Here is a 17517-nt window from a genome sequence, read left to right on the forward strand (position 1 = left end):
CTACTCCTGACGGACAGGCTCCGCGGCCGCCCTCCGCCCCCGCGCCAGCCGCCGGACCAGCGACGCCAGCGGCAGGAACCAGACCAGCAGCGTGAGCACACCCAGGACGGCGCTCACCGGCCGGCTGAAAAAGAGGGCGAGGTGTCCCTCGCTCTTGATGAGGCTGATCATGAAGTTCTGCTCCAGCAGCGGGCCGAGCACCAGCCCCAGGACGATGGGCGCCACCGGAAACGCCATCGCCTCCAGGAGAAAGCCCAGGACGCCCATCCCCAGCATCAGGCCCACATCGAAGAGGCTGTTGTTGATGGCGTAGCTCCCCACGATGCACATCATGAGGATGGCCGGCATCAGCACGTTGCGGGGCAGGCGGACCATCTGGCTGCTGGCGCGGACGGCGAGGAAACCCAGGGGCACCATCAACAGATTGGCCAGGATGAAGGTGATGTAGACGGCCACCAGCACATCGGTGTAGTTGTGCAGGATGGCCGGACCCGGGCGCATGCCCTTCATCATCAGGATGCCGAGGACCACGGCGGTGAAGGCGTCGCCGGGAATGCCGAAGACGAGGGTGGGGATCCACTCGGCGGCCAGATCCGAGTTGTTGGCCACCCCCGCCTCGACGATGGCTTCCATGGACCCCTGACCGAACTTCTGGGGCTGTTTGGAAAAGCGCCTGGCGGTGCCGTAGGCCAGCCAGGCGCCGATGTCCGCTCCCGCCCCGGGCAGGACCCCGGAGATCAGGCCGACCAGGCCGCCCCGCAGGGCGTTGACCCGGTGGCGCCAGAGGGTGCGCAGCGCGGGGAGGAACGAAGGCCCCCGCTCCAGGCGGGCGTAGGCCAGGTGCATCTCGCCCCGCAGCACGGTGCGCAGGACCTCGCTGACCCCGAACAGGCCGATCATGGCCGGGATGAAGCTGATCCCGCCCAGCAGGAAGGGCACGCCGTAGGTGAACCGGGGGAAACCCAGGGTGATGTCGATCCCCACCGTGGACAGCAGCAGGCCGAGCACGACGGAGACCAGACCCTTCAGCGGCGACGCGGTGGCGATGAAGGCCGTCGAGCTCAACCCCAGCAGGGCCAGCCAGAAGATCTCGTAGCTGCTGAAGGTGAGGGCGAACTCGGCCAGCACCGACGCGCCGGCGATCAGGGCGACGGAACCGATCAGTCCGCCCAACGCGGAGGCCAGAACGTCGACGCCCAGGACCAGACGGGCCTGTCCCTGCTGGCTCAGCGCGTAGGAGTCGCTGACGTAGGCGGCGGAGGCGGGGGTGCCGGGCATGCGCACCAGCGCCGCCGGGATGTCGCCGGCAAAGATGCCCAGCGCCTGCAGGGTGATGATGGCCGCCAGGGCCGGGATCGGATCGAGGAAGACGGCGAAGGGCACAAACAGCGCCACGGCCATGGTCACGGTCAACCCCGGCATCGCGCCGATGAACAGCCCGTAAAGCGCCGCCACCAGGATGACGAGGATGACCCCGGGATCGGCCAGCGCGCCCAGGCTTTTGAGGATGAGGTCGGTCATCGCCGCGGTGACCTTAGGGCAGCGGTCCGACGGGCAGCGGGACGCGCAGCAGCCGCGCAAACAGCAGGTACAGCAACAGCGTCAGCGCCGCCCCCAGGGGAAGACCCCAGCGCGCCGGCACGCCCAACAGGAGCATGAGCCCGGCCAGGATGAGGAAGGTGAGCGGGATGAAGCCCACGCGCTCCACCAGGGCGATGAACACGACGACCGCCAGGAGGACGATCAGGGCCGCGACCGCGTCCCGCCGCGGCGCACTGACCAGCGCCGGGCGCCTGAACAGCGTCCCCGTCAGCAGGCTGTTGAGCACGAGCCCGCCTCCGGCCAAGGCCAGCAGCACTCCCAGCAGTTGGGGGAACAGCCCCGGTCCGGGATAGCCGCCGGAGAGATTCGGAAAGGTCCGGGCGACGAGAAGAACATAGGAGCCCAGGAGCGCCAACAACACCCCGGCCAGCGCGTCCCAGGCTCCCATGCTGCGCCTACTTGATGAAGCCCCCGGCCTTCAGGAGCTTGCCGTTCTTCACGTGCTCCTGCATCAGGAATTTGGTGAAGTCCCGGGCATTCCTGTAGTCCAGCCAGAAGCCGCTGGTCTTAATGAAGGTCGTGAACTCCGGGGAGCGCACGGCCTTGCTCACGGCGGCGTCCAGGAACTCGACGATGTGGTCCGGGGTCTTGGCCGGCGCGGCCAGCCCGGCCCAGCCGCCGATGTCGAAGTCCACTCCCAGCTCCTTCAACGTCGGCACCTTCGGCAGGGGATCCCAGCGCTTGTCGGCCATCACCGCCAGGACCCGCGCCTTACCCGCCTCGACGAGGGGCAGGGCCTCCGCCGGGCTGCAGGTGCAGATGTCCACGCCCCCGGCCGCCAGCTCGGCCAGCGCGGCGGCGGCGCCCGTGCTCGGCACCCACTTGACGTGGTCGATGGTCAACCCCGCACCCAGCAGCCAGCCGACCCGCGCCAGGTCCCAGATCCCGCCGGCGGCGGTGCCGGAGGCCTTCAGCTTCCCCGGATTGGCCTTGATGTAGGCCATCAACTCGTTGTAGTCCTTCCAGGGCGCGTCGGCGCGCACCGTGATGCCGGACCGGTTGTTGATGAACAGGGCGATGGGCCGGTAGTCCGAGTAGGTCAGGTGGGTCAGCCCCAGCCAGCTCATCATCGTGATCTCGATGGTGATCATGCCGAGGGTGTAGCCGTCGGGGTCCGCCGTGGCCGTGGCCATGTGCCCGATGACGCCTCCGCCCCCCGTGCGGTTGACGACCCCCACCGGCACCCGGAGATCCTTTTCCAGCACCGCGGCGATGGCCCGCGCGGTGCGATCCGTACCCCCTCCCGGCGACCAGGGCACGATGATCGTGATGCCCTTGGTCGGATAGGGCGACGGCGCCGCGCCCAGCGGCACCGCCATCAACACCACAAGGACGGCGCCCAGAAGGGCGCGCACTCCCTTGGGCCTCCATGGCCTCTGCATCCGTCTCACCTCCGCTTGAGATGGCCTAACGGTGTCCTCTCGTCCTGCTACGAAATCGGCGCAGCGCCTTCATCACCTCCGTCCCGCCCTCCCCGAAGTGATGCGCCAGCTCCAGGTAATGCCGGTACAAGGCGTCGTAGATCTCGCGCGCCTCGGGGCGCGGCGCGTAGCGGATCCGGCTCCGGTTGCCCATCTGCTCTGTGGCCTCCACGACGCCGGTGTATCCCCCGGCCTCCTCGCCCGCCGCCGCGGCCGCGTAGATCGCCGCCCCGACCGCCGAGGCGTGGGGCAGCGGCGCGGCCAGCACCTCGCGGTCGAGGACGTCCGCCGTGATCTGCAGCAGCAGCGGACTGCGCTCGGCCAATCCTCCGCAGGCGTGGACCTCCCGCACGGCCACGCCGCCCGCTTCGAAGGTCTCGATCACGCGCCGGGTGCCGAAGGCCGTGGACTCCAGCAGCGCCCGGTAGATGTGCGCGGGCTCGGTGGCCAGGGTCAGTCCCACCAGCAGTCCCGAGAGGTCGGCGTCCACCAGCGGCGTGCGACAGCCGTTCCACCAGTCCAGGGCCAGCACGCCGGATTCCCCCGGCGCCAGCCGCCCGGCCTCCGCCTCCAGCTCCTGAAACGTCAGCCGGCTGGTCCGGACGAACCACTGGAAGATGTCGCCCACCGACACCTGCCCGGCCTCGTAGCCGAAGAACCCGGGCAGGATGCCGTCCTCCACGACACCCGAGATGCCCTGCACTGCAAAGCGATTGGGATCGACCAGCAGGTGGCAGGTGGAGGTCCCCATGATCGCCATGAGGCGGCCCGGGGCGCTGATCCCGAGCGCGGGCATCCCGGCATGCGCGTCGATCACGGCCACCGCGACCGCGGCCTCCGGCCGCAGCCCGGTGCGCCGGGCCCATTCCGGGGTGAGCGTCCCCGCACAGACGCCCACCGGGTGCGGCTCGCCGAGCCTGGTCAGCAGCGCGGGCAGCACCGGGTCCAGCGACTGCCAGAAGGCGGCCGGGGGATACCCGGCGTCCTTCTGCCAGTGGGCCTTGTAGCCGGCCTGACAAGCGCTGCGTATCTCGCGGCCGGCCAGCCGCCAGACGATCCAGTCGCCGCCTTCGATCCACCGCTCGGCGACCTCGGCCAGGGCCGGGGCTTCGGCCAGGAACTGCCAGCCCTTGGCCCACAGCCACTCCGACGACGTCTTGCCGCCGTAGAAGCGCAGGAACTCGCCGCCGGGCCGCCCGGCGGCGGCGTTGATCCGGTCGGCGTAAGGCTGGGCGGCGTGGTGTTTCCACAGCTTGGGCCAGGCGTGGGGCTGGCCGCGGTAGTCGGAGAGCATGCACAGCGGGGTGCCGTCGGCGGTCGTCGGCAGCACCGTGCAGGAGGTGAAGTCGACGCCGATCCCGATGATCTCTTCGGCCGGCGCGGCGGCGGCCATCTGTCGCAACAGCGCCTCGAGCGCCTCCAGCCAGTCCTGCGGATCCTGGAGGGCGTAGTCCGGGGGCAGCGGCGCGGCCCCGCCGGGCAGCACCCGGTCGATCACCCCGTGGGGATAGGCGAAGGTGGCGGTGGTGACGAGGCGCCCGTCCGCCACATCGACGAGGACGGCCCGCGCCGACTCCGTGCCGAAATCGATGCCGATCGTGCACCCGGGCATGCCCCACCCGCCCCCGCGGGTTATGCGAAGACCCGGTAGTCGAACCCCAGGATCTTACTGATCCAGATCAGTTCCTGAACGTAGTCGCCGTAAACCCCGTGGATGTGGTTGCTGTCGTAGTGGCCGAGGAACTCCTCCGGCGGCACGCGGAAACGGGCGAAGGCGTGGGGCCACTCCGGCGTGGTGGCCGCAGCCTTCTGTCGGGCGACGGGCTCCGGAAACTCGACGAACTCCGCCGGCACGATGGCCATCCAGTACCGGCCCTGCCGCCGCGCCAGGCGGGCCAGGGTCACCGCTCCGGGCGCCGCGATGTGCGCCACCGAGGCGCCGCCGGCGGGGAAGTAAATGATCTCGGGATAGAAGTGCACCTTCGGCAGGTTGACGGCCGGGTCGAAGGACCGGCCGGCAAAGTAGGTGGCGTGCTGGCCGGAGTTGCACAGGTCCCAGATGTCGTCGGCGGCGTCGTAGTGGCGGACGTCGGCGAACAGCACCGGCGTGGCGGCGAGATGCTTGAACAGTTCCATGGTGAGGGCGCCGTCCATGTCGGCCTCGGTGGCGCAGACGATGGGATCGTGGGGACCCTCCCAGTCGTACGGATCGTTGCAGAACGCTTCGGCCACGTCCATCGTGCAGAAGTGATCGGTGAGCTCGGGCTGGCCCTTGATGCCGCAGAAGTCCAGATCGAACTCGGCGATCAGCTCGCGCAGGGCGTGATAGCTGCGGATCTGGCGCTTCAGTAGCTGCGGGGTGAGCTTCGTGCCGTCGTAGTGGATGCCGCCGGCGTGCTCCTCCAGCCAGCGCAGCCCGGCCTCGACGCGGTCCTCCGCGACGAGGTCGGCCCGGCGGACGATCTCGAACTGGTCGATGTGCTCGACGTCGATGCCGAACTGCCGCTGCCACTGGTCGAGCGGACTCTGCGCGGTGTACATGCCCATGGACCGCCCGCCGATCAGGCCGTAGGTCTCCCCGCGCAGCCGGTTGACCGCGACCGCCGCCCGCAGGAACTCGAGGGCCCGCCGGAAGGTCGTATCGTCGCCGACGTCGCCGGAGACCCGGGCGCAGAAGACGCCGACTTGGTCCAGCGCGCCGGCGCTGGCCAGCATCCCCACCAGTCCCGGGTACTGCGGGTTGACGTTGCTGAACAGCAAGAACGGCCCGGGGGCGAAACGGCTGGCCACCACGGGCAGATGGGGAAAGTTCCAGATGGCGAAGTTGAACACCGTCGCCTCGACGCGCTCGGCTGCCAGGAACTGCCCCTCGCTCCGGGCCAGCTCGGGCGTCCAGACGATCTCACGGCCGGTGACGGCTTCCCAGCCGTGCTCCCGCAGCCGCGCGGCCAGCCGCTCCTGGAACTGCCGGGTCAACGGCAGCAGTTCACGATGGACGTGCGGGCGTCCATCGGAGAAGGTCAGGATCCCCACCTTCGGCGGTTTCATCCGACGCCTCCGCAAGCGTACTCGCCGGGCCCTTGGCCCGCCGCTGGTATGAAAACGCTCTCACATCCTCTCCCTCAGGGTTCGCCTCCTGCTCAAGAGACTCCTGCCGTCAAAAGCCGACTTTCCTAGAGCGCGCCAGAACCGGAAGGGGCTCTGGGGTCGGCGCCGAAGATGGGTCCGATGGTGAGAACGTTCCCCGGTCATCGGCCCTGAACATGGCCACCCTCAAGGACGTTGCGCGGAAGGCCGGGGTGTCGGTGGCGACCGCATCCCGGGTGCTGGGGGGATACGGGTACGCCAGCCCGCGGGCCCGCAGCCAGGTGCTGCGCGCGGCGCGGCTGCTGGACTACACGCCCAACGCCGTGGCCCGGGGGATGGTCAAGCGGCGGACGCACACCGTCGGCGTCATCGTCTCAGACAACGCCAACCCCTTCTTCGCCACCGTCGTGCGCGGGATCGAGGACGTCGTCCGGGCCCACGGCTACGCCGTCATCCTGTGCAACGCGGACGAAAACCCCACCAAGGAGGATGTCTACCTGCGGGTCCTCCGCGAAAAGCAGGTGGACGGTCTGCTCCTGGCGCCCAGCGGCTCGCCCACGCCGCACCTGCGCCGCTGGCTGCGCGCCAGGCTCCCGCTGGTCCTGATCGACCGGAGGCTCCGGGGCGTCGCCGCCGACGTCGCGATCGTGGACAACCGGGACGGCGCCCGGGCCGCCGTGCACCACCTGATCGCCCTCGGCCACCGGCGGATCGGCATCATCAGCGGTCCCACCCAGGTCTTCACCGGCCAGGAGCGTCTGGCCGGGTACTACGAGGCGCTGCGCGAGCACGGCATCGAGCCCGAAGCCGACCTGGTGCGGGTCGGGGATTTCAAGCCGCACAGCGGCCACCAGCTGGCCCGGGAGTTCGTCCGCATGCCGCGGCGCCCCACCGCCCTGTTTGTGGCCAACAACCTCATGACCATCGGCGCCCTGACCGCGCTGAAAGAGCTGGGCGTGGCCATCCCCGAGGAGATGGCCGTCGTGGGCTTCGACGACATGGAGTGGGCCTCGATCCTCACCCCGCCGCTGACGGCCGTGGCCCAACCGGCCTACATGCTGGGCACCAGCGCGGCGCAGCTGTTCATCCAGCGGCTGGAACATCCCCACCGGCCGCCTCAGGAGGTCGTCCTCAAGACCCGTCTGGTCGTGCGCCAGTCCTGCGGGGCGTCGCTGCGCGGGCGTCCGTCCTGACCCGGATCTGAGCGAGGGGCGATCTATGCCGTGCGCCGGGCGCCGTTGGCGCGGCGCTTGCGGGCCGACGTGTGCCACCGGGTCAGGAAGGCCGGACCGGCCTCCGCCCGGAGGGTCAGCGAGCTCCACAGCAGCCAGGCGATCATCGCCACCGTGCTCAGCATGAACAGGAAGACGTGCGAAACGAAGGCGGCGAAGATCATGATCGCGCCGGCGCCGACGCTGAGATAGCCGACGGCCTGGAAGCGCCGGTCGGCCACCATCAGCCGGCCGAGGAGCAGGATGCCGACGCCGCTGGCCAGCGCGCTCAGGGACTCCAGGGAGGCCACGACGCTGCGCAGGGCGTAGAAGGCGGTGGCGCCGCCCACGGCGTTGGTGGCGTAGAGGCCGGCCAGGGCGTCAAAACCGGCCTGGCGCACCAGCACGGCCGCGGCCAGCGTCCCCGCACCGAACAATCCCGCGGCCGCGCCCAGCCGGGCCGTACCCGGCGCGTCGGAGCCGAAGCGGTCCTGCAGTGCGGCGAACAGCACGGCCGTGCCGAAGGCGGCCAGCAATCCCCCCAGGATGTGCACGGCCCAGACCATCGCCGGGTGGCGGATCACGAAGGGCAGGTAGCGGTGGGGGTTGACCTGATCGACGTAGTCCAGCCCGGCGGTCGGAAAGATGAAGACGAAACCCAGAAAGATCCAGGCCGTGGCGACACCCGCCACCAGCCCCGCCTCGCCGCCGAGACGGCGCAGGCTGTCCATGGAGTGCCCGCCTCCTCTGAACTCCGCCAGACTCGGCTCCCCGCCAAATGCGATTTTGGGCCGGTAACCAGTACCTTGCCCGCGGCGGCGAACCCGTAGTCTCCGGCGCGGGGATCGACCGGATGCCCGGGGAATCCGGCCTACCGCGGTCCCCTTTCGGGCAGGGGACCTGGATACCGGACAGGGCGTGGGAGCAACCCTATCTTCCTGCCCGGCTCCAAAAGGAGGGAGCTCGATGGAGAACTTGCGACGGTTGGGCGCCGAGGCCGGTGTCCTGGCCGGGATCGCCACGGCTCTGCTGTTCCTCGGATTTGTCTGGTTCTTCCCGCAGGCCGGCCTGACGATGGCGGCTCAGGCCAACCCCCACCGCTATCTGACCTTTGTCGCCAGACACGAGATGCTGTTCTGGACGGTGAACGTGCTGGGTGGGCTGCTGGCGGCGCTGATGAGCATGGTGCTGTTCCTGGCCCTGGGCGACCGGTTCCGCGACGATGCGCCGGCCAGCGCCCGGATCGGCCCGGCCTTCGGCATCACCGGGGCCCTCGGATTCGCCGCGAGCGCCCTGATCCGGCAGGTGGGCTACAGCGGGGCGGCGGAGCTGTACGCGGTCAACAGGACCGGCGCGGTGGTTGCCTTCCGCGGCGTCCAGTGGGTCGAGGCCTCGATGTTCGCCCTGGGACAGGTGGCGGTGGGGCTCGGCGCCATCGTCCTGGGCATCGTGATGCTCCGGGCCAGGCGCTATGCCGGGGTCGGGTATCTGAGCGCGGTGGCGGGGACTACGATGTTCCTGGGCGGATTCATCGACCACGTGGTGCTCTTCATGGGCAGCTTCGCCCTCATGGCCGGGTGGTTCGTCTGGACCTCCCTCGTCATGCGCGCCGAAGCCGGTCCGGGCCTGGTCCGGTTCAAGACGGCCAGGGGGAGATCTGCCTCGCGGCAGGCGGCCTGAGATTCCAGGGAAGCGTCTAGTCGGGGAGTTCTGTCGGCTGCGTGCGGAGGCGAAAAAGCTCCGCCCCGCGCAGCACCTCGACGGTCAGCGGCTCCCCGACGGGGTGGCGCCCCAGCACCCGCTGGAGGTCGTCCGGTGAGGCGACCGGGCTCTCCCCCACCCGCACGATGACGTCGCCGGGCGCGATGCCGGCCCTGGTCGCCGCCGTGCCCGGCTGCACCTCCACCACCCGCACGCCGGTGGCGGCGGCCAAACCCAGCTCGACGCGGAGCCGACGGTCCACCGGCACGAGCTGCCCGGAAATCCCCAGGTACGCCCGCCGGACCCGTCCGTCGCGGATGAGCTGAGCGGTGACCCACTTCGCGGTGTTCACGGGGATGGCGAAGCAGATCCCCTGCGAGCCGACGATCACCGCGGTGTTGATCCCCACGACGCGGCCGCGGAAGTCCACCAGCGGCCCGCCGGAGTTGCCGGGGTTGAGCGGGGCGTCGGTCTGGATGACGTTCTCGATGAGCCGGCCGGACTGCGCCCGCAGCGACCGGCCGAGCGCGCTGACCACGCCGGTGGTCACCGTGGCCTGAAAGCCCAGCGGATTCCCGATGGCCACCACCAGTTGCCCCACGCGCAGCCGGGCCGAGTCGCCCAGCTCGGCGCAGGGCAGCCCCGACTCCCGGAGGCGGACCACGGCCAGGTCGGTGTGCGGGTCGTCGCCGACCGTCTCGGCCTCCAGCACCCGCCCGTCCTGCAGCCGGAGTTCGATCCGCTCCGACCCGGCGACCACGTGACTGTTCGTGAGCACATATCCGTCGGGCGTGATGATCACGCCGCTGCCCGCACCGCGCAGTTCGTCCAGCCCGCGCCGGCGGAAGCGCTCCGGCGCCGGACGGGCCACCGCCACGCTGACCACCGCCGGGCCGACGCGCTCCACGGCCTGGACCACGGCGCGGGAGTAGGCGTCCAGCGCCTCCGCCTCTTCACCGGCGCCGGCCTCGGCCCTCTGGTCGGCGTCGACGGCGGCCAGAACCCGTTCCAATAGCAACGTCGCTCACCTCCACCTGCTTGCACGGCCAAACGCGTGCCCTCGCTCCCCTATTCCGGCTCCTCCCTTGCGCCTGTGACCGCGCCGCCCGCCGCGCCTGTGACGTCGGTCACTTCTCAAACCCCGTCCGTGAAGGCACAATGCGGGCATGCGGGAGTGGGTCGCCTTCGTCCTCCTCGGCTCGATCTGGGGGTTCGTTCCTGTGGATCAAGATCGCGGTCGCCGACATCGGACCGGCCACGCTGGCGGCCATCCGTCTGCTGTTCGGCCTGATCGGGTTGCTGGTCGTGGGGTGGATTTCGCGCCAGCGGTTCGGCCTGCTGCGCACCCACTGGCCGGCCTATCTCTTCATGGGGGCCTTCAACACCGCCCTGCCCTTCGTCCTCATCCCCTGGGCGGAAACCCGCATCGACTCCGCGCTGGCCGCGATCCTCAACGCGACCACCCCGCTCTTTGCGATCGTCATCGCCCACTACTGGCTGGCCGACTCTTCCTGATCAACGCCTGGGGAGCGACGCGGACGTCGCTGGTCACCTACGTCTTTCCGGTTGTCGGGCTGGTGCTGGGCATCGTCTTCCTCAACGAGGACGCGGACTGGCGGCCCGGCTCCGCTGGCCGCGCCGCGCGAGCAACCCCAGGAGAGGTGAAGGCCGACATGGCAACGTTGTGGTTACTGCGCCGACCGCCGCCGACCAGGACCCCCTTCCCGGGCCGAGAAATACCGAGGGCGTGACTACCCAATTGACGGAGACCCGTGTCCACGACAACGTCGTCGTCTACTCTCTCGGCGGCGACTCGATGCCCACCAGTTACGGGACCAACGCCGTCGCGGTCGTCGGTGAACGTGCCGTCCTCCTGGTCGACCCGCTGATCGCGCCCGCGCACGGCCGGCTGATCGAGGCCGCCCTGCGCCGACGGACCGACGCCCCTGTGCGCTTCGTGGTCTTCACCCACCACCACACCGACCACACGCTGGGGGCGGCCGTCTTCGAAGACCGCGGCGCGGCGCTGATCGGGCACCGGGCCTGCCGGGAGGCGATGGCCGGCGAGCACCCCCGGCTCATCGCCGCGCGGCGGACCCAACCCGCGGTCGCCGACCTGTTCCTGGACGCGCGGCCGGTACTGCCCTCGATCACCTTTGACGAAAGCCTGGTCCTGCACGTGGGCGGCGTGGAGGTCGAGGTCTGGCATCCCGGATGGGGGCACACGCCGGGAGACGCCTTTCTCTTCGTGCCCGAAGCGCGCGTGGCGATCTGCGGGGACCTGTTGTTCGCCGGCTACCACTACAACTACGAGCACGCGTCGCTGACCGGGGTACGGGAGGGGCTGCGCGCGCTGCGCGCGCTGGACGCCGACGTCTTCATCCCCGGCCACGGCAGCCCCGGGGGGATCGAGTTGCTGGACCAGCAGGCCGCCTACCACGACGCCGTCGAGGCCATCGTCAACGACGCCCTGGAATCGGGGCAGACGGAGGACGCCGCCGCGGCGGCGATCCGCGAGCGCTTCCCGCAGTACCGCCTGGGCATCGTCACGCCGGCCGCCATCGCCTGCATCCGGGAGAGCCGGGCGAAGAGGGCGGCGCGATGAAAGTATCGGTGGAGTGGGCGCCGCCGCTGCGCTTCATCGGCACCTCCGCCCACAGCGGGGCGCAGCTCATGATCGAGGACCGACGCGAAGGGGTCACGCCCGCCGGGCCGTCCCCGATGGAAACGACGCTGATGGCCCTGGCGAGCTGCTCCGCCGTGGATGTGGTGGAGATCCTGCAGAAGATGCGGGGCGAGATCACCGGTCTCCGCGTCGAGGCCGACGCGGAGCGCGCCCCCGATCCCCCCAGAGTCTTCACGAAAGTCCGCCTGCGGTACCGGGTCTCAGGCCGGGGGCTGTCGCGCCAGCAGGTGGAGCGCGCGGTGGCGCTGTCGGTGGACAAGTACTGCTCGGTCGCCGGGATGGTGAAGCGGACCGCGGAGCTCTCCTACGACGTCGTGCTGGACGAGACCTGACGGCGCGGCCAGAGCCGATCGACCAGGAGTCCCCCGGCCACGCCCACACCGTTGACGACAAGGTCGATGCTTTCCGCGGACCGGTAGGGCAGCGCCCACTGCACGGCCTCGATCAGGGCCCCGTACCCCCAGGCCAGGAGCACCGCCGGTCCGACCCGCTGCCATCGCCTCAGCAGCAGGACGAAGATCCCATAGCCGAGCAGGTGCCCGAGCACGCCGCCCTGCCCGCCCAGCGTCGGAGGGAGCACCGAGACGACCAGAAGCAGGACCATCCAAATCCCGCTCGCCCAACGCCACACCCTCATTCCAGGAAGAACCGCTGGCAGGCCGCGACGCCGGCCCCCGTGGGTACCTCGATCCCGGCGACCTCCATCGCCATCTCCACGCCGGCAATCGTCGCCAGCGCTTCGAGCTCGTTGAGCGCGCCGAGATGGCCGATGCGGATGACGCGGCCGCGCAGACGGCCCAACCCCGTGCCCAGCGACAGGTGATAGCGGGACTCGGCGATGCGCAACACCCTGTCGGCATCGGCGCCCTCCGGCAGCACCACGGCGGTCAGCGTGTTGCTGTACTCGGCGGGATTCCGGCAGAAGATCGGCAGGTTCCAGGCGCGCACCGCCCGGCGGACTCCCTCCGCGAGCCGCCGGTGGCGGGCAAAGACCTGCGGCAGCCCTTCCTCGTTGAGCATGCGCACCGCCTCGCGGAGCCCGTAGAGCATCAGCGTGGCCGGCGTGTAGGGAAAGTAGCCGCGCCGCATCTCGGCGAGAACCGGCCGCCAGTCGAAGAAGTGACGCGGAGTGCGCACCTCCTCGGCGCGGGCCAGGGCCCGCGGGCTCACGCACAGCACCGCCATCCCCGGCGGGAGCATCAGCCCTTTCTGCGTCCCGGCCAGGGCCACGTCCACCCCCCATTCGTCGAAGCGGAACTCGATGCTGGCCAGCGCGCTGACCACGTCCACCAGGAGCAGCGCCGGGTGCTTCGCCGCGTCGATCGCCCGCCGAAGCGAGCGCAGGTCGGACGTCACGCCGGTGGAGGTCTCGTTGTACACGACCAGGACGGCGGCATAGCTGTGTCCGCGGTCGGCCTTCAGGCGCTCTTCGACCACCGCCGCGGGAACGCCCTCCTCCCAGGGCAGCTCCAGCTCGTCCACCTGCATGCCGTGGTGCCGGGCGCATTCCGCGAAGGCGTGACTGAAGTATCCGGTGTTGAAGGCCAGGACCCGGTCGCCGGGATTCACGGTGTTGACGATGGCCGCTTCCGTCGCCCCCGTGCCTGACGCCGGAAACAGCACGACCTGCCCGTCGTCGCTCTGGAAGAGCCCCTTGAGCCCGGCGGTGACCTCCCGGACGAGCGGGGGCAGCTCGGAACCGCGGTGATCGGGCACGGCGCGGTCCATCGCGCGCAAAATGCGTTCGGGCACGTTCGTGGGACCGGGGATCTGCAAAAAGTGGCGCCCGGGCATGGCTAGATTACCTGGGCCACCAGACGCGTCGCTTCTCCCGGCTGGGGGAACCGGCCGAGCGTCTTCTTGTCGAAGATCGGTATGTCCCCCACCAGGACGACGAACCGCCCTCCGGAGCTCGGCACGATCGTCAGGGCGGCGATCCGCTCACCGTGGTCGGCCAGGATCTCCGCCGCCACACGGGCGGCGTGGTCTTCATATCCTCATTCCGCGCAGTACTCGATCTGGACGCGCACCTTCGACGCCATGGTGAACAAATGGATTCACCGCAAAGGCGCCGAATTCATCTTTCCACTTCCTCGCGACCGCCGGAGGCATCGCCATGACCCTGTCCACCATCGGCCAGATCGCCGTCCACGTCAACGATCTCGAGCGGGCCGTCCAGTTCTACCGTGACCGCCTGGGAATGCGATTCCTGTTCCAGGCGCCGCCCGGGCTGGCGTTCTTCGACGCGGGAGGCGTGCGGCTGATGCTCAGCCGGCCGGAAGGCCGCTCGGGCGGCACGTCGATCCTCTACTTCAAGGTGGACGACATCCAGGCCACGGCGGCGACGCTGCGTTCGCGCGACGTGCGGTTCACGGACGAGCCGCACGTCATCGCCAGGATGGACACCTACGACCTGTGGATGGCGTTCTTCCAGGACTCGGAGGGCAACACCCACGCCCTGATGGCCGAGGTGCCCCGGGCGTAGCGGTCGGAGCCGCCGCAGCGCACGCGGAGGGCGGAAGTCATCACATGGGAGCGGGCGACTGGCTGTAGGCTCGCGGCCGGAGATTGCTTCAGAGCGAGGCGGTTGCCCAAAGCGCACGGAACACACCAAGCGGTCGGATCCGCGACTCCCTTCTAAAATCCATGGCCCGCCCGATTCTCATCGATGGGCCGCCTGATTACCACGACCTTCGCGCCGGTGCAGAATGGGAGTGGACGATGGGTGCCGCGGCCAGCCCTGAGGCGATCGTTGCTCGCTGGCCCAACAGGGCCGAATACCTCATCGCTATTCTCCAGGAGATTCAACGCGAGTGTCATTACCTGCCGGAAACGGCACTCCGTGCGGTGGCGCGCCGGCTGCGGGTGCCGCTGACCGAGGTCTTCCACGTCGCCACGTTCTACAACTGCTTCAGTCTCGAGCCCGTCGGCAGACACCTGGTGCAGGTCTGTCTCGGCACCGCGTGCCACGTGCGAGGGGCACCGCGTGTGCTCGACCGCCTGCTGCGCGAGCTGAAGCTGGAAGTCCCGGGGACCACGCAGGATTTGGAATTCACCGTCCGCACGGTCCGCTGCATCGGGTGCTGCGGGCTGGCTCCGGTGGTGCGGGTGGATACGGACACCCACCCGCACCTGACCCAGATCAAGGTGCCCGGCCTGCTCAGGAAGTACCGCCGCCAGGCCGTGGCGCGGGCAGCGGGGTAAGGCGAGCGCGACGGTGCCCAGACTGCGGACGATCGAAGACCTGGAAGCCTACAGGGCCGCCTGCCTGGCCGCCCGCGATCCCGCCCGGCCCTGTCTCACCGTCTGCGCCGGCAGCGGCTGCACCGCCGCCGGCGCCCCCGCGGTGCTGGCCGCGTTGGAGAAAGCGCTCGCCCGCGCCGGCCTGCAGGCTTCGGTGGACCTGAAGAGCACCGGATGCCACGGCTTTTGCGAGCGCGGGCCGATCATGCTGGTCTGGCCCGAGGGCATCTTCTACAACCGCGTCGCCCCTCGCGACGCCCCCGAGGTGGTGGCCAGTGTGACGAACGGCGGCCGGCCCGTCGAGCGCCTCCTCTATCAGGATCCGACGACGGGCCGGCGGGCGCTGCGCGAGGACGATGTGCCCTTCTACGCCCGCCAGCAGCGCATCCTGTTGGGCAACAACGGAAAGATCAATCCCAAGGTCATCGAGGATTACCTCTGTGTGGGCGGCTACGCGGCGCTGGCGCGCGCCCTCTCCACGTTGACGCCGGCGGAGGTGGTGGATTGGGTGACGCGGTCGGGGCTCCGCGGCCGGGGCGGGGCCGGCTTCCCCACCGGAATGAAGTGGGCGCTGATGCGCCGGCAGCAGGGCACCCCGAAATACATCATCTGCAACGCCGACGAAGGCGATCCCGGCGCCTTCATGGACCGCAGCCTGCTCGAAGGCAATCCGCACAGCGTCATCGAGGGCATGATCATCGGTGCGTACGCCCTGGGAGCAAGTGACGGCTTCATCTACGTGCGTGCCGAATACCCGCTGGCGGTCGAGCACCTCCAGGTGGCATTGCGGCAGGCCGAGGAGTACGGGCTCCTGGGAGACGGCATTCTCGGCACGACCCTGCGGTTCCGCATCCGTCTCGTGCAGGGGGCCGGTGCCTTTGTCTGCGGCGAGGAGACCGCCCTGATCCGCTCCCTCGAAGGCCGCGTAGGGGAGCCCACGCCGCGGCCCCCCTATCCCGCCGAGCAGGGCCTGTGGGGGAAGCCGACCGTCATCAACAATGTGAAGACCTGGGCCAGCGTCCCGGTGATCATCACCCGGACGCCCGAGTGGTACGCCGCCATCGGCACCGAGCGCAGCAAAGGGACGATGATCTTCTCCCTCGTGGGCAAGATCAACAACACCGGCCTGGTGGAGATCCCCATGGGGATCACCCTGCGGGAGATGATCTACGAGATCGGTGGAGGCATCCCGGGCGGCAGACGGCTTAAGGCCGTCCAGATCGGGGGCCCATCGGGCGGCTGCCTTCCGGCCAGTCTCATCGACCTCCCCATCGACTACGAGACGCTGACCGAGGCCGGCTCCATGATGGGATCGGGCGGCATGGTGGTCATGGACGACGCCACCTGCATGGTGGATGTGGCTCGCTACTTCATGGAGTTCCTGGAGGAAGAATCCTGCGGCAAATGCTTCCCCTGCCGGAAAGGAACCCAGCGCCTTCGTGAGATTCTCACCCGCATCGCGCAGGGGAAAGGCCGCGAGGAGGACCTGCCCCTGCTGGAAGACCTGGGCTGGCTGGTGCGCGAAACCTCGCTCTGCGGCCTCGGCCAGACCGCGCCCAATCCTGTGCTCACCACCCTGCGCTACTTTCGCGACGAATACCTGGCCCACATCCGCGAGAAACGCTGTCCGGCCAAGGTCTGCCGCGCCCTCATCACGTACGCCATCGAGCCGGCGCTCTGCGACGGCTGCCACGCCTGCACGCGGGTGTGCAGCACCGACGCCATCCGGGGGGAGAAGGACGAGGTCCACACCATTGACCAGACCCGGTGCATCAAATGCGGCGCGTGCCTGGAAGTCTGCCAGCCGCATGCGGTGGTGGTGACGTGAGGAGCAGGGTATGCCCAGGGTGACCATCAACGGCATCGAACTCGAGGTGGAGCACGGGACAACCGTCCTGGAAGCGGCCCGCTTCCTGGGCATCCCGATTCCTGCGCTCTGCCACGATGACAGCCTGACCCCCTACGGGGCCTGTCGCCTCTGTCTGGTCGAAGTCGGCGGTCCTCCCCGCAGTCGGCTGCAGAGCGCCTGCACGCTGCCCGTCAGCGACGACCTCGTCGTCCGGACGCACTCCGCCCGCGTGGACCGCGCCCGCCGGCTGTTGCTGGAACTCTACGTGGCCACCTGCCCGCAGTCGAAAACCCTCCAGGACCTCGCCAGCCGCTACGGGGTCCGGCGGGTGCGTCTGGAGCCGGAATTTGAAGACTGCATCCAGTGCGGGAAGTGCGTGCGTATCTGCCGCGAGCAGATGATGGCGGGCGCCATCGGCTTCGCCTACCGCGGACCTCGCCGCAGGGTGATGAGCCCCTTCCGCTGGCAATCGGATCTCTGCCGGCAGTGCGGCGCCTGCCTTCGCGTCTGCCCGGTCGTCGAGCTGCGCTGCCACGGTCCGCAGCCCGAGGCCACCCTCTGCGCCGGCTGCCTGAACTTTGCCCCCGCCTGCCTTGCCTACCATGACCAGGCGATGTGTTTTCTGGATCCCTGCGCGGCCTGCGAACTGGCCGGACCCCTGCGCCCGGATCTGGTCCGGCCGGAATCCCCGCAGGAGACGACGCGCACGTAGAGGAG

At 69.7% G+C, this 17517-nt stretch carries 18 protein-coding genes and 1 pseudogene; 9 read left to right on the plus strand and 10 right to left on the minus strand.

The window, feature by feature from the left end; all coding sequences use genetic code 11:
- Genes QN141_12710 through QN141_12730 form a run of 5 tightly spaced genes read right to left on the minus strand, consistent with a single transcriptional unit; the run spans position 1 to position 6071 of the window.
- Positions 1-1521 carry a tripartite tricarboxylate transporter permease gene (locus tag QN141_12710; GenBank protein MDR7559338.1) on the minus strand — a complete coding sequence of 507 codons (1521 nt, stop codon included), beginning with the start codon at positions 1519-1521 and terminating at the stop codon, positions 1-3.
- A gap of 13 nt (positions 1522-1534) precedes the next feature.
- The gene (locus tag QN141_12715) at positions 1535-1990 is read right to left on the minus strand and encodes a tripartite tricarboxylate transporter TctB family protein (GenBank protein ID MDR7559339.1); all 456 of its coding nucleotides are present in this window, start codon (positions 1988-1990) and stop codon (positions 1535-1537) included.
- 7 nt (positions 1991-1997) lie between these two features.
- Positions 1998-2957 carry a tripartite tricarboxylate transporter substrate binding protein gene (locus tag QN141_12720; GenBank protein MDR7559340.1) on the minus strand — a complete coding sequence of 320 codons (960 nt, stop codon included), beginning with the start codon at positions 2955-2957 and terminating at the stop codon, positions 1998-2000.
- A 52-nt stretch (positions 2958-3009) separates the two neighbouring features.
- Positions 3010-4635, minus strand: coding sequence for a ribulokinase (locus tag QN141_12725; GenBank protein ID MDR7559341.1), 1626 nt, complete (start codon positions 4633-4635; stop codon positions 3010-3012).
- Positions 4636-4655: 20 nt separating this feature from the next.
- Positions 4656-6071, minus strand: a complete 1416-nt coding sequence (locus tag QN141_12730) for an L-fucose/L-arabinose isomerase family protein (GenBank protein ID MDR7559342.1) — start codon at positions 6069-6071, stop codon at positions 4656-4658.
- Positions 6072-6286: 215 nt separating this feature from the next.
- Here QN141_12730 and QN141_12735 point away from each other — a divergent pair, with 215 nt between their 5' ends.
- Positions 6287-7303 (plus strand): LacI family DNA-binding transcriptional regulator, encoded by a 1017-nt coding sequence (locus tag QN141_12735; protein ID MDR7559343.1) that lies wholly within the window; start codon positions 6287-6289, stop codon positions 7301-7303.
- A 23-nt stretch (positions 7304-7326) separates the two neighbouring features.
- On the opposite strand, the gene QN141_12740 is transcribed toward QN141_12735, so the two are convergent.
- Positions 7327-8052, minus strand: coding sequence for a hypothetical protein (locus QN141_12740; GenBank protein MDR7559344.1), 726 nt, complete (start codon positions 8050-8052; stop codon positions 7327-7329).
- 235 nt (positions 8053-8287) lie between these two features.
- On the opposite strand from QN141_12740, the gene QN141_12745 reads away from it, so the two are divergent.
- Positions 8288-9001, plus strand: coding sequence for a hypothetical protein (locus tag QN141_12745; GenBank protein ID MDR7559345.1), 714 nt, complete (start codon positions 8288-8290; stop codon positions 8999-9001).
- Between the two features lie 16 nt (positions 9002-9017).
- Here QN141_12745 and QN141_12750 read toward each other — a convergent pair whose 3' ends face one another.
- On the minus strand, positions 9018-10040 hold the full coding sequence (locus tag QN141_12750; GenBank protein MDR7559346.1) for a trypsin-like peptidase domain-containing protein: 1023 nt from the start codon (positions 10038-10040) through the stop codon (positions 9018-9020).
- 140 nt (positions 10041-10180) lie between these two features.
- On the opposite strand from QN141_12750, the gene QN141_12755 reads away from it, so the two are divergent.
- From QN141_12755 to QN141_12765, 3 genes are all read left to right on the plus strand, one after another.
- A complete protein-coding gene (locus QN141_12755; GenBank protein ID MDR7559347.1) occupies positions 10181-10537 on the plus strand; it encodes a DMT family transporter in 357 nt (118 codons plus the stop codon).
- Positions 10538-10769: 232 nt separating this feature from the next.
- Positions 10770-11627 carry an MBL fold metallo-hydrolase gene (locus tag QN141_12760; GenBank protein MDR7559348.1) on the plus strand — a complete coding sequence of 286 codons (858 nt, stop codon included), beginning with the start codon at positions 10770-10772 and terminating at the stop codon, positions 11625-11627.
- The gene (locus tag QN141_12765) at positions 11624-12040 is read left to right on the plus strand and encodes an OsmC family protein (GenBank protein ID MDR7559349.1); all 417 of its coding nucleotides are present in this window, start codon (positions 11624-11626) and stop codon (positions 12038-12040) included. Before QN141_12760 ends, QN141_12765 begins: the two co-directional genes overlap by 4 nt.
- On the opposite strand, the gene QN141_12770 is transcribed toward QN141_12765, so the two are convergent.
- The 3 genes and pseudogenes from QN141_12770 to QN141_12780 all read right to left on the minus strand — a co-directional run bounded on the left by QN141_12770 (position 12013) and on the right by QN141_12780 (position 13690).
- Entirely contained in the window at positions 12013-12312 is a 300-nt protein-coding gene (locus QN141_12770) for a VanZ family protein (protein ID MDR7559350.1), read from the minus strand. The genes QN141_12765 and QN141_12770 overlap by 28 nt on opposite strands.
- A gap of 29 nt (positions 12313-12341) precedes the next feature.
- Positions 12342-13502: an aminotransferase class V-fold PLP-dependent enzyme gene (locus QN141_12775; protein ID MDR7559351.1), complete on the minus strand. Its 1161-nt coding sequence runs from the start codon at positions 13500-13502 to the stop codon at positions 12342-12344.
- A 2-nt stretch (positions 13503-13504) separates the two neighbouring features.
- Positions 13505-13690 (minus strand): annotated as a pseudogene (locus QN141_12780) (Rdx family protein).
- Between the two features lie 134 nt (positions 13691-13824).
- Here QN141_12780 and QN141_12785 point away from each other — a divergent pair.
- The 4 genes from QN141_12785 to QN141_12800 all read left to right on the plus strand — a co-directional run bounded on the left by QN141_12785 (position 13825) and on the right by QN141_12800 (position 17512).
- A complete protein-coding gene (locus tag QN141_12785) occupies positions 13825-14193 on the plus strand; it encodes a VOC family protein (GenBank protein ID MDR7559352.1) in 369 nt (122 codons plus the stop codon).
- Positions 14194-14429: 236 nt separating this feature from the next.
- Positions 14430-14912, plus strand: coding sequence for an NAD(P)H-dependent oxidoreductase subunit E (locus QN141_12790; protein ID MDR7559353.1), 483 nt, complete (start codon positions 14430-14432; stop codon positions 14910-14912).
- 13 nt (positions 14913-14925) lie between these two features.
- Positions 14926-16779 carry an NADH-quinone oxidoreductase subunit NuoF gene (locus QN141_12795; protein ID MDR7559354.1) on the plus strand — a complete coding sequence of 618 codons (1854 nt, stop codon included), beginning with the start codon at positions 14926-14928 and terminating at the stop codon, positions 16777-16779.
- A 10-nt stretch (positions 16780-16789) separates the two neighbouring features.
- Positions 16790-17512 carry a 2Fe-2S iron-sulfur cluster-binding protein gene (locus tag QN141_12800; protein ID MDR7559355.1) on the plus strand — a complete coding sequence of 241 codons (723 nt, stop codon included), beginning with the start codon at positions 16790-16792 and terminating at the stop codon, positions 17510-17512.
- Positions 17513-17517 lie beyond the last annotated feature (5 nt).

The sequence above is a fragment of the Armatimonadota bacterium genome (assembly GCA_031459765.1).
GTDB lineage: Bacteria > Sysuimicrobiota > Sysuimicrobiia > Sysuimicrobiales > Kaftiobacteriaceae > Kaftiobacterium > Kaftiobacterium secundum.

What these genes read in the sequence shown, in the direction of transcription:
- QN141_12710 (MDR7559338.1), bottom strand. Translation starts at nt 1,521, where the DNA reads ATGACCGACCTCATCCTCAAAAGCCTGGGCGCGCTGGCCGATCCCGGG.
- QN141_12715 (MDR7559339.1), bottom strand. Translation starts at nt 1,990, where the DNA reads ATGGGAGCCTGGGACGCGCTGGCCGGGGTGTTGTTGGCGCTCCTGGGC.
- QN141_12725 (MDR7559341.1), bottom strand. Translation starts at nt 4,635, where the DNA reads ATGCCCGGGTGCACGATCGGCATCGATTTCGGCACGGAGTCGGCGCGG.
- QN141_12730 (MDR7559342.1), bottom strand. Translation starts at nt 6,071, where the DNA reads ATGAAACCGCCGAAGGTGGGGATCCTGACCTTCTCCGATGGACGCCCG.
- QN141_12735 (MDR7559343.1), top strand. Translation starts at nt 6,287, where the DNA reads ATGGCCACCCTCAAGGACGTTGCGCGGAAGGCCGGGGTGTCGGTGGCG.
- QN141_12740 (MDR7559344.1), bottom strand. Translation starts at nt 8,052, where the DNA reads ATGGACAGCCTGCGCCGTCTCGGCGGCGAGGCGGGGCTGGTGGCGGGT.
- QN141_12745 (MDR7559345.1), top strand. Translation starts at nt 8,288, where the DNA reads ATGGAGAACTTGCGACGGTTGGGCGCCGAGGCCGGTGTCCTGGCCGGG.
- QN141_12755 (MDR7559347.1), top strand. Translation starts at nt 10,181, where the DNA reads ATGCGGGCATGCGGGAGTGGGTCGCCTTCGTCCTCCTCGGCTCGATCT.
- QN141_12765 (MDR7559349.1), top strand. Translation starts at nt 11,624, where the DNA reads ATGAAAGTATCGGTGGAGTGGGCGCCGCCGCTGCGCTTCATCGGCACC.
- QN141_12770 (MDR7559350.1), bottom strand. Translation starts at nt 12,312, where the DNA reads ATGGTCCTGCTTCTGGTCGTCTCGGTGCTCCCTCCGACGCTGGGCGGG.
- QN141_12775 (MDR7559351.1), bottom strand. Translation starts at nt 13,502, where the DNA reads ATGCCCGGGCGCCACTTTTTGCAGATCCCCGGTCCCACGAACGTGCCC.
- QN141_12785 (MDR7559352.1), top strand. Translation starts at nt 13,825, where the DNA reads ATGACCCTGTCCACCATCGGCCAGATCGCCGTCCACGTCAACGATCTC.
- QN141_12790 (MDR7559353.1), top strand. Translation starts at nt 14,430, where the DNA reads ATGGGTGCCGCGGCCAGCCCTGAGGCGATCGTTGCTCGCTGGCCCAAC.
- QN141_12800 (MDR7559355.1), top strand. Translation starts at nt 16,790, where the DNA reads ATGCCCAGGGTGACCATCAACGGCATCGAACTCGAGGTGGAGCACGGG.